The organism is Streptomyces sp. NPDC051913 (assembly GCF_044593635.1).
GTDB lineage: Bacteria > Actinomycetota > Actinomycetes > Streptomycetales > Streptomycetaceae > Streptomyces.
Genome location: NZ_JBIUCI010000036.1, coordinates 19191 through 30011, shown reverse-complemented (window position 1 = coordinate 30011; position 10821 = coordinate 19191). Strand labels below are relative to the sequence as shown.

Here is a 10821-nt window from a genome sequence, read left to right as displayed (position 1 = left end):
CGCCCAACGCACCGCCGAAGATCCGGAAGTCGTGCGCGTAGACGAAGACCGTGCGGCCCTCCACCGTCCCCCACCCGGTGATGACACCGTCGGTGTACGGCTTCTTCACGTCCATGCCGAAACCGGTTGCCCGGTGCCGGCGCAGCTGCTCGACCTCCTGGAACGAGCCCGGGTCGAGGAGCAGCTCGATGCGCTCCCGTGCGGTCAGCTTGCCCTTGGCGTGCTGCGCCTCGGTCGCCTTCTCACTCGGTCCGGCCAGTGCCTGCGCACGGATGTCGTCCAGTTCGGCCACTCGCCCGTACATGCCGGTCGGCTCCAGGTCGATCGACGCCGGGGCGGTTGTCATCGCCATACCAGGTCCCTTCTGGGGCGAAGCCGCTGAAAAGTCCCGCCCCAGGTCCATGTAGATCAGATTAACAAACCGCCCATGCGGTTTCCAGTTCGGGGTGCAACTTTTCTGAACGCCTGTCAGCGCCAGCTGTCCGGCGCCCGGTAGGCCCCCGGTGACCGCCAGCCGCCGGAGCCCTCGCGAGCGGGCGGCTCGGGCTGGTCCTCACCGGCGCCCTGCAACGCGAGAAGGACGACGGCGAGCGCGGCGAGTTCCTCCGCGTCGGCCTGTCCGCGTACGACGCGCAGCATCGGTTTGCCGTTGCCCATGGCCCCCACTTCCCTTCTCAGGCATGTGGACACGGTCGGCGGAACAGCTCAAGAACCGGTCTCGTCCCGCTTGAAGTCCTCTCCGGGGCCAATCCTGGACGGCTCCGGGACAACTCCGGGGCGGCTGAGGGCAGGTGGCCGGAAGCACGAGGACTCCGCAACCCGGGTGGGCCACGGAGTCCTCTGTTCCGGCAGGTGAGGCTGGTTCACCCCAGCCGCACGGGCAGCTCCCGGTAGCCGTTGATGATGAAGGAGTCGATGGGGGCCAGTTCCCCGGGCTCGACCGCCAGCTCCAGTTGCGGGAAGCGCGCGAAGAGCGCCGGCAGGGCTACCCCGACCTCCACCACGGCCAGCGGTGCGCCCAGGCAGCGGTGGGGTCCATGACCGAATCCAAAACCGTCGCGGCGGTCTGTGCGTAGTACGTCAAATTCAGCCGCCTCCTGTCCGTAACGGTCAGGATCCAGACCGGCCGCGGCGAACGAGACGAGGATCGGGTCGCCCTTCTTGATCAGGACGCCGTCCAGGTCGATGTCCTCCACCGCGAAGCGCATGGGCGAGTAGGCACCCGGGTTGTGCGTGCGCATCGTCTCGGCCATCACGTCGTCCCAGTCCGCCCGCCCCTCCCGCACGTGCGCGAGCTGTTCGGGGTGGACCAGCAGCGCTCCGACCGCGTTGGTGATCATCGTGCAGGTCGTTTCCTGCCCACCCGCTATCAGGAGGTTGAGACTGCCGAGGAGTTCCTCCTCGGTGAGGCGGTCGCCCTCGTCCCGCGCCGCTATCAGCGCGGATGTCAGGTCGTCACCGGGCCGGGCCCGCTTGCTCACCACGAGCTCGGCCAGCAGTTCGAAGACCTTCATCTGGGCGGCGGCCATCTCCTGCGCGGAGACGGACGTACTGAACACGGTGTCCATGGCGGTGCAGATCTGGGCGCGGTCGTCCCGCTCGATGCCGAACAGCTCGCAGATCACCCGCATGGGCAGCAGCTTGGCGAACGAGGCCCGCAGATCGACGACCTCGCCCGCGGGGCGGGCCGCCAGATCGTCCAGCAGTTCCGCGGTGATCTCCGCGACCCGGGGCCGCAGCAGTTCGGAACGCCGGGCGGTGAACGCGGCGGCGACCAGGCGCCTCAGCCGGGCGCGCTTCTCTCCGTAGGTGAAGAGCATGTTCTCATTGGCCACCCAGGGATACAGGGGCCAGTCCTCGGTGATCCGCCCGTCGATGAACGCCGGCCAATGCATCCGGGCGTCCTTGGACACACGGGGATCGACCAGCAGTCGCTTGACCTGCTGTTCACGGACCACGGCCCAGGCGCGTACGCCGCCGGGCAGCTCCACCTCTACGGCGGCCCCCCGGGCCCGGAGCATCGCGGCTTCCCCCGCGAGGTCACGCGCCGAGACGTCCAGCCGATAGGGGCAGACAGCAGTTTCCATTGGTGCGCTCCATCCGAATCAGTCGTTTCTGATACGTGCCGAGGGGGTTGCTCCGTACAACCCCCTCGCTCCCCCGCGATGGATCGCTGCGAGGTTGTCGTCAAGCAGTCATGGCGGTTTCCTCGGTTGCGGCTTGACGTTCCTTCATCACTGCCTCGTACACCTTCACTCCTCGCTCGGGCGAGAAGTCGAGCTGCACGAGGACTCCGGGTACCGCGGCGGCCGTGAGCAGGTACGTGTACAGGTCACAGACCCGCGCCATCATGTCCGAGCGGTTCTCCATGATGTTCGACAGCATCTGAACACCGGTGAAAGCTCCCACGGACAACCGTGCGATGGCCTCCAGGTCGACGTGCGGGAGCAGTTCCCCGGCCGCCTTCGCCTCGGCGAACAGTGACTTGCTGTAGTCGATCCACAGGCGCATGGGAATCTTCTGGTCCAGCCCTGCCGCGCCCACCGCCGGATCGATGGTGAGGCTCACGCTGCCCCGGATGATGGGATCACCCGTCTCCTTCTGCAGCAGCATGGTCAGCAACAGCGCCTCGTCCACCGCCTGTTGCAGCTTCAGCGGCGGCACCTGGACCGGCGGGAGCGCTCTGACCTGCTCCGCCAGTACGGCCTGGGCGAGCTCCTCCTTCGAAGTGAAGTGGAAGTAGAGCGCACCCTTCGTCACTCCGGCCTCTCTGAGGATCGCGGAGATGGTTGCCGCGTCGTATCCGACCTCGTCGAACACCTTGGCGGCGGCAACCAGGATGGCCTGCCGTGTCCGGATGGCTCGATCCTGCCGCGCCACAACACACCTCCACACCGCTCTGCGGTATCGCTCGGTTCCGTCGGCCCGGAAAAGAGACCGACAGGTTCGATTCTAGTGGCACCACCTCTGGATACGGGACGGTCAGCTTCAGCCTCTTGCCCTGTCAGGCGCTCTGGTGCATCCCCCAAGGGGACAATAAAACCTGCCATCCGGTTTTTCAAGGCCCCTGAAGCCGTAGTTCTGGTCGCTTCCGCCTTGAGCAGCGACGGAGCCGGAGACCTACTTTGCCAGGTCTCACCTGGAACGCAGCCGTCCGGATCCTGTAGGTCAAGCGTTGCTAAAGAGCCTTGAGAAAGAAACCGGTGGGTTTGTATTTTGCTAGTCCGGCGCTCCTCTCCCCCCACATCACAAACCCCACATGCGGAGAGGGTTATGACCCTGCTGACCATGCAGAGCCAGGCTTCCAGCTCCAACGGAGCCGCGGAAACCGTCCAGAACCGGGCGGTCATCAGCGAGTTGACGCACCAACTGTTCGACGCACACGAACGTGGCCGACTGCACGGAACCTGGCGGGATCTCATCGGGAACGAGAAGTTCCGATACCGGCCGGGGCTCACCTCGGAAGAACGCATGGCGCTGTCCTACGAACGGCTGCGGCTCGTCAACGAGACGATCGACAACGCGACGTCTCTGGCCCGCGATCCGCAGCTGCTGGCAAGCCTTCACGAGTGGACGGGGGTGGTGGACGGCGCGCTCGGCACGCTGGCCGGCATCCACTACAACCTGTTCCTGGGCAGCCTGCTGGACCATGACGACAGCGAGAGCCGCCAGTTGACCGAGTTCACCTCGATGCAGCGCACAGGAACGTTCCTGTGCACCGAGCTGGACCACGGCAACGATGCGGCGGCCTTGCAGACCACATGCGAACTGGACCGCACCACCAATGAGTTCGTCCTGCACACCCCCACACCGGGGGCCCGGAAGTTCATGCCCAACACCAGTCTGATCGGCGGCCCCAAGAGCGGGGTCGTGGCCGCACGGCTCCTGGTCGACGGCCAGGACCAGGGCGTCTTTCTCTTCCTCACCCCACTGACCGACGAGAAGGGCCCGCGGCCGGGCATCTCCATACGTCCGCTGCCGGAGCGGCTCGGCAGCCCTGTCGACCACTGCCTCACCAGCTTCGACCAGGTACGGCTGCCCCGTGAGGCCCTGCTGGAGGGAGAGCACGGACGCCTCACCCCGGAGAACGGTCTCAGCAGCAGCCTGGGCAACCCACGCAAACGTTTCCTCCACTCGATCAAGCGGGTCACCTGGGGCAAGCTCTGCATGAGCGGCGCCGGGGTCGGGGTCTCCCGGGCCGCCCTGACCATCGCCGTGCGGCGCGCGCATCTGCGCACGATCAGCGGTCCGAAGGTCGGTACGCGGGTTCCGCTGGCCGCCCACCGCAGCCACCACAGCCGGCTGCTGAACGGGGTCGCCTCCACGTACGCCATGACCTTCCTGCACCGGGCGGTCCTCGCCCGCTGCGTCGACCACACCGAGACCGAACGCGAGGAGGTGGAACGGCTCGTCGCCATCGCGAAGGGGTGGATCACCTGGCAGAGCCGTGAGGTCGCCATCGAGTGCCGCGAGCGCTGCGGCGCACCCGGACTCTTCCCGCTCAACGCCCTCGCCGACATCACCCAGAACCTTGAGGGCGCCATCACCGCGGAGGGCGACAACCTGGTCGTCTGGGCCAAGGCCGCCGCGGAGATGGTCTTCGGACACCAGGCCGACCAGGTGTCCTCACCGACCGTGCCATTGGAGCTGCAACCGCTTACCGAACTGACGTTCCTACGCGGGCTGTTGGCCAGGGTGGAGCACCTGTGGCAGGTCCGGGCCCGGGCGGCGCTGCGCGGGGGCCCCTCGGGCAATCCGCTGGCCCGCTGGAACGTGGCCTCCAGCGCGGGCATCGAAATGGTCCGCGCCCACGCCCGGTTGCAGGCCGCGGACGCGTTCCTCGCCGCGGTCGAGCGCACCGAGGAGCCGGAGGCGCGTGCGCTGCTGGAGGACCTGTGCCGGCTCTTCCTCCTCCAGGAGCTCACCCCCCACACCGGCGACCTGCTGGCCGAGGGTCACCTGGCTCCCGCCCACGTCCATGAACTGCCGCTGGCCGTGGACCTGCTCATGGAGCGCCTCGCGCCCCAGCTGCCGGTCCTCGTGGACGCGTTCGACCTGCCGGAGGAGTTCCTGTCCCGCATCCCGCTGGCCAACGGCGGTTCGCTGATGCTGGACGAGTTCCTGCCCGCCGAGGCGGAGACGACGACCCCGCCCCTGGACCTCTCCGCCTGCCTGCCCAGGCAGCGGCAATCGCCGGGGGCGGCCGACAGGAAGCTCGCGCTGCTGACGTAGGGCGCGGATGAATCCGTGCGTGTGTGGTGTGGCCGCCTTCTCTGCGGAGGGGCGGCCATGCCGCGTTGGCCTTGAGAAGGCTCGGGGACGCCGCGGCGCGGAGCGGACTCAGGGACGAGAGGGTGGACTCAGTGGCCCGTGACGGCGTGCCGTCATCCACCGCTACGGATGCCGTCCCCTTCCCCGTCGACGGCGACAAGTCGCCTTTTGCGCAGCGTGCATGACCGGGCGAGAGATGCTCGGCCTGCACTGGCGGCCCGCTGCCGACAGCGCGACCGTGCGGGCGCCCAGCGGGCCGTCAGCTCCTGGCGGTGCCCCACACGAGCCCGGCGGCTATGGCGGCTGCATGATTCCCAGAACGACCGAGGGGCCCGCACCGCGTGCGCGGGCCCCTCAAGATGGCGTCCGGGCCGGATCCGGCCCCGTGGCTCAGAGGCTGCGGGCGGTGATGTCGCCCTGGGAGGTGGTGGCTCGGATGGTGAGTTCGGGGGTGCCGTCGTTCTTGAGGGCGTTGCTGATCCGGCCGTAGCCGCTGTCCGCGTCGAGGGTGGCGGAGACCCCGGTGACGGCGGAGACCGAGATGTCGCCGGACTGAGTGCGGAGCACCACCTCGCCGCGCACGGCCTCGGCGATGCGGATGTCGCCCCGCGCGGTGCTGATCTCGGCGGGGCCGCCCAGCCGGCGGACCTCGACGTCACCGTCGGTCGCGGTCAGGCGCACGCTCGCCGCCTCGTCGATGCTGATCCGGCGGTAGGCACCCTCGAAGATCAGGTCGCCGAGGCGGCCGGCGCTCTCCAGTTCGGCGCTCGCGGTCCTGGCCTCGACGCGGGAGCCGGTGGGCAGTTGGACCGTGATCTGCACGGATCCCGAGCCCCGCAGCTGGCTCTTGGGCTCGGCGGTGCGGATCCGCAGGACGCCGTCGGCGTAGTCGACCGAGGTCCGTTCGGCGGTCTGCAAGTCACTGTTCTTGGCGGAGTCGGCGGGCAGGACCTCGACGGTGGTGTCAGCGCGGTCGGCGGCGACGATGCGGACGCGTCCGGCGGGGATGTCGAAGGCGGCGGAGATCGGGGCCGGGGTGTCGAAGGTCTGCATGGTGTTCTCCTGTATTCGCTGCTCGTTTCTGATGACAGAAACGCTACGTTGCTTTCCACATCTCGGCAACAGACTCGTTGCGCAAGTCCCGCATTATTGCAGGTAGATGCCGAGAAACTGTTGCAACCGGCCTGGAAGTAACGCAACATCAGCAAGCTCGATCATTGCAATGGACGAGAAGTGAACGCTATAGTCGGGGTGCACACGGACGACGTCACGAGGGACCACCGAGGAGATCGCCATGCCGGGAGGCAGACTCACCCAGCAGGAACGCCAGCAGATCGCGCTGGGGCTGGCCGACAGCCTCCCCTACGCCGAGATCGCCCGCCGCCTCGACCGCCCGACCTCGACGGTCACCCGTGAGGTGATGCGCAACGGCGGCCCCACCTCCTACCGCGCCGACCTGGCCCACCGCGCCACCGAACGCCGCGCCCATCGACGTCGTACGACCACTCCCGCACGCGGCGCGGGCGCTGCCCCCCAGCGCGACGGACGCGACGCGGAGGCCGTGGCCGAGTACGAGGAGACGTTCACCACCGTCCTGATGGCTTCGGGTCTGCCCAAGATGACGGCCCGGGTGCTGACGTGTCTGTTCACCACCGACGCGGGGAGCCTCAGCGCGTCCGAGCTCGCCCAGCGCCTCCAGGTCAGCCCGGCGTCCATCTCCAAGGCGATCACGTTCCTGGAGAGCCAGAGCCTGGTCCGCCGGGAACGCGACGAACGCCGCCGCGACCGCTACATCGTCGACGGCGAGCTCTTCTACCAGGCGACCATCGCCAGCGCACGGGCCAACGACCAGCTGGTTGCGACCGCGCGGCAGGGCGTCGCCATCCTCGGCCCCGACACCGCGGCCGCGAACCGTCTCGAGAACGTCGCCCGCTTCCTGGACTTCATCAGCGAGAGCATCGTGCGCGCGGCCGAGCAGGCCCGTGAAGTCCTGCACACCGCACCGGAGACGGCCTCCGGCGACACCGCTGAGCCGGGGCGGGACGAGGGATAGTCACCGCCTCAGGGCCTCGGTGTCAGGGCTGGAGCTGTGCCACGTCCGATGACAGCGGGCCGCCCTCGGAGCGCTCGGTCTTGCGGCCCTTGCTGCCGGGCGCCAGGGTGCGCGGGTCTATGGCCTCGGCGGGCGCGCCCGTCGTGTACAGGCCCTCGGGGGCGGTGTCCCGGTCGTGCGGCAGCAGCCAGAAGACCCGGCGGCGGAACGTACCCGAGGAGCGGGAGGGTTTGGCGCGGGTGCCGAGTACCGCGTAGCCGACCATGCGGCCGTCGCGGTGGTAGGGGGGCTTGCCGCGGCGCGTCGGCAGCCGGTCCAGGCTCTGGCGCACGTAGTCGAGCGTGCTGATGTCCTCGAGCCAGACCAGGTCGTCCTCGTGGACGAGCTCGTCCTCGGTGATGAGGGCGCTCATGCTGTCTCCTCGTCGGCGACAAGTCCGATGCCCGGGTAGTACTTACGCTGGTTGGACAGAATCATCTCCTTGGGCGATTCCAGTCCCACCACCTCACGGACCCGCGCCGCGAAGGCCCGGGACGAGAGCGCCGGAGCGCCCTCATTGTGACACCAGCTCTTATATACCGCGTAGAGCTGTGCCTGTTCGGCCCTCAACTCCGGGGCAAGTCGGCAGGATTCCGACAGGAAGCGTCCCGTGTGGTCCTCGGTCTCCGCGTACGCCGTCGTGGCGATCCGTACCCGCTCGGGGCCGTTGAGGTCCTTCTGGCCGCCCAGGTAGCGACGGGCGCCCAGGATCAGCCAGTTGAGGATGCCGGGGCCCTCCTCGGTGACGAGGATGTCCGCGAGGTTGTCGACCTTGCGGTCGTCGGGGACGACCCGTTCGAACGGGATCAGGCGCATACGGCGCCAGAACGCGAAGCCGCCGGTGCCCACTTCGGGCCGGTGGTTGCCCAGCAGCCAGAGTTTGTGGGTGGGCTGGAAGCTGAAGAAGTCCTGGCGCATCCGGCGAGCCTTGATCCGGTCGCCACCGGTCAGGAGTTTGACCCGGGCCTCGTCGAAGCGGTCTCCCGGTTTGACCTCGCTGCACACGATGACGCGCCGGCCGTGCAGTTCGGCCAGGTCGGTGGGGTGTCCCTCGTAGGGGCGGGCCATCAGGAAGCCGGGCGGGGCTGCGTCCGCGTAGTCCCCGACGAGCTTGATCAGCACGTCCAGGAGCACGGACTTGCCGTTCTTGCCGGAGCCGAACAGGAACGGCATGACCTGTCCGCCGACGTCGCCGGTGATGGAGTAGCCCAGCAGGAGATGCAGGAAGTCGATCATCTCCGCGCCGTCGGGGCCCTCGCCGAAGGTGTCGGTGAGGAAGCGGTCCCAGCGCGGGGTCGGCATGGCCTGGGGCGCCGCAGTGGTGGAGCGGGAGTGGAAGTCCTTGTCGGGGTCGGGGGTGCGGATCAGCCCGGTGCGCAGGTCCACGACTCCGGCCGGGGTGCACAGCGCGTACGGGTCGGCGTCGAGGCGGGCCGCGTTGAGGACCATGCCGGGCGCGGACTTGGCCTGCGCGAGCATGGCGTTCATGCCGCTGGTGCTCAGGGCGCGGCGCCGGTGCTGCTGGAGGGCGAGGGAGGTGTACACACCGCGCGGGTCGTTGCTCGCGAGGGACTCGGCGAGGTCGCCGGCGGCCCACATCACGGTGTCGTCCTCGTCCATCTGCCAGCGGGTGCTGTCCCAGCGGAACCAGCCGAGCCCGGGGACGTGCCGGTAGTCGTTGGAGTAGAGCCGGACGAACAGTTTGGCGTTGCCCCGGTCGCTGAGGGTGTCGGGCAGCAGCCCGTCGGCGGTGGCCTCCGTCTGCACGGGGTCGGCCTCGTCGGGGCAGGGGACGGGCGCGGGCGGGCGCTGGGCGAGGATCTGCGCGGCGACGGCCTGGGCGTCGAAGAGGGCGTCTTCCTGGCGGGACGTCATGCGCGACCTCCCGGCAGCAGCGGGCGGGTGCGGCCGGCGCTGAGGCCGCTGCGGATGATGGCCGTGTAGCGGCGTTCCTGGCCCGGCCTGGCGTGCTCGGCGGCCTCCCTGAGGGCGTGCTCGGCCTCGTCCGCGGCGAGTTGTCCTGCGCCCACCAGACCGCCCGCGGTGTAGGCGGCCCGGTTCAACTTCTCCGAGAACGCGGCCCCTTCGGTCACGGCGGCGCAGGCGGCCACCTCCGCGAGGAGTGCGGCCAGGACGCGGCCTGCGGCCCCTTGGCCGCCTCCGGCGGCGAGGACGGCCTGCCGGGCCCGTGGCGGCACCGGCCGGGGCGCGGGGACGTACGCGGGCGGCAGATGGCCGGTGCGCTCCAGTTCGCGGGCCAGCCAGTCGGGCAGCGGTGCGGGCTCGCGGGCGGGGCCCACGGGCTCGTACAGTCCGGCGTCGGTCACGGTGCCGGGGGCGACGATGTAGCCGCCGTGCGCCCGTATGTCGACCTGCCAGGCCAGCGCGCGGGCGCCGGAGCCGGTGGAGCACTGCCAGCGGTGCCCGCTGTGCGCCCGGTACCAGACGTGCAGGCCGCCGGAGGGGGTCCTGACGCGCAGGGTGGTTTCGTCGTCGGCGGGGCTGGTGACGCCGCGCAGGGCGGCGAGCACGCCGAGGGTGTGGAAGCCGTTGGCCAGCCCGGTCAGGTCGATGCTGTCGGAGATCGCGATGCCCGGCAGCAGGCGGTCCCGGTCCGGGAGTTGGCGTTCGTGCGCGTCGATGTCGATGACCAGCAGGCCCGCGGGCCCGCAGGAGATGCCCACGCCGAAGCCCGGGTTGGCGCCCCACCACTGCTCGATACGGGCGAAGTCCAGCGTGGCGGCGTGGAATCCGTGGCACCAGCGGCCCGCGGCAGGGCAGCCGCAGCCCTTGTGGTGATGGCCGGGCCGCCGGCAGTCCTCGCAGTTGCCCGCGGGGGTCTTGCGCCCCGGGGCGAGGGGATGGACAGGCCATCCCCGGCTGGCACACCACCGAGCTGTCACCGACGGGCCCGCGACTGGGGCGGACAGAGATGAGTAGCTACGTGAGTTGTGCAGCTCAGAGGCCATGCGCACCCCCCACCAGCGACCGAAGCGACTGAGCGACCGGAACAGCCTAGCGAAGCAAGTGGGAACCGAGAGTCCCCTGTGGAAAACAAAGATTCGATTCGCTCCGGGGGCCTCAGCGACTGAGCGACTGAAGCGCAGCGACTGAACGTCTTCGGTAGCTACTCAGTCGCTTTCAGAAAACCGCAGGTCAGAGATAGTGGAGAGACCAAAACAGCGACTGAAGCGACTCAGCGACTGAATATATGACGCGCACACGCGCACACGCACGCACGCGCCAATGTCTTCATATACCTGGTCGCTGAGTCGCTTCAGTCGCTGTTTTCCTGAGCAGAACCACTCTGACCTGGGACTTCTTCACAGCGACTGAAGAGCTACCGAAGCAGCTTCGGTAGCTGGTCTTCAGTCGCTGGTCGCTTTTCGGGCCGATCGAGGGTCAGCGACCGAAGCAGCCGCCATCTGCGGGCCCAGCTACCGAAGCGACTCAAGCGA

The 10821-nt window shown here is 68.9% G+C and carries 10 protein-coding genes; 2 read left to right on the top strand and 8 right to left on the bottom strand.

Annotated elements, in window-relative coordinates; translation table 11 throughout:
• The 4 genes from ACIHIX_RS47130 to ACIHIX_RS47115 form a co-directional block, all read right to left on the bottom strand.
• Positions 1–352: carboxyl transferase domain-containing protein (locus tag ACIHIX_RS47130; protein ID WP_399966846.1), on the bottom strand; the 352-nt coding region annotated here is incomplete at its 3' end.
• Between the two features lie 116 nt (positions 353–468).
• Entirely contained in the window at positions 469–657 is a 189-nt protein-coding gene (locus ACIHIX_RS47125) for an acyl-CoA carboxylase epsilon subunit (RefSeq protein ID WP_399966845.1), read from the bottom strand.
• Positions 658–863: 206 nt separating this feature from the next.
• Positions 864–2087 carry a cytochrome P450 gene (locus tag ACIHIX_RS47120; RefSeq protein ID WP_399966844.1) on the bottom strand — a complete coding sequence of 408 codons (1224 nt, stop codon included), beginning with the start codon at positions 2085–2087 and terminating at the stop codon, positions 864–866.
• Between the two features lie 100 nt (positions 2088–2187).
• Positions 2188–2880, bottom strand: a complete 693-nt coding sequence (locus ACIHIX_RS47115) for a ScbR family autoregulator-binding transcription factor (protein ID WP_399966843.1) — start codon at positions 2878–2880, stop codon at positions 2188–2190.
• Between the two features lie 393 nt (positions 2881–3273).
• On the opposite strand from ACIHIX_RS47115, the gene ACIHIX_RS47110 reads away from it, so the two are divergent.
• A complete protein-coding gene (locus ACIHIX_RS47110; protein WP_399966842.1) occupies positions 3274–5232 on the top strand; it encodes an acyl-CoA dehydrogenase in 1959 nt (652 codons plus the stop codon).
• A 429-nt stretch (positions 5233–5661) separates the two neighbouring features.
• Here the strand turns inward: ACIHIX_RS47110 and ACIHIX_RS47105 are convergent, their stop codons facing one another.
• Positions 5662–6324, bottom strand: a complete 663-nt coding sequence (locus ACIHIX_RS47105) for a DUF4097 family beta strand repeat-containing protein (protein WP_399966841.1) — start codon at positions 6322–6324, stop codon at positions 5662–5664.
• A gap of 241 nt (positions 6325–6565) precedes the next feature.
• On the opposite strand from ACIHIX_RS47105, the gene ACIHIX_RS47100 reads away from it, so the two are divergent.
• Positions 6566–7324, top strand: a complete 759-nt coding sequence (locus tag ACIHIX_RS47100) for a helix-turn-helix domain-containing protein (protein WP_399966840.1) — start codon at positions 6566–6568, stop codon at positions 7322–7324.
• Between the two features lie 22 nt (positions 7325–7346).
• Here ACIHIX_RS47100 and ACIHIX_RS47095 read toward each other — a convergent pair whose 3' ends face one another.
• The 3 genes from ACIHIX_RS47095 to ACIHIX_RS47085 are packed head-to-tail and all read right to left on the bottom strand — an operon-like array spanning position 7347 to position 10332.
• Positions 7347–7736, bottom strand: a complete 390-nt coding sequence (locus ACIHIX_RS47095; protein WP_331729035.1) for a DUF6009 family protein — start codon at positions 7734–7736, stop codon at positions 7347–7349.
• Entirely contained in the window at positions 7733–9238 is a 1506-nt protein-coding gene (locus tag ACIHIX_RS47090; RefSeq protein WP_399966839.1) for a phage/plasmid primase, P4 family, read from the bottom strand. Before ACIHIX_RS47090 ends, ACIHIX_RS47095 begins: the two co-directional genes overlap by 4 nt.
• A complete protein-coding gene (locus ACIHIX_RS47085) occupies positions 9235–10332 on the bottom strand; it encodes a bifunctional DNA primase/polymerase (protein ID WP_399966838.1) in 1098 nt (365 codons plus the stop codon). The genes ACIHIX_RS47090 and ACIHIX_RS47085 overlap by 4 nt, the downstream gene beginning before the upstream one ends.
• Positions 10333–10821 lie beyond the last annotated feature (489 nt).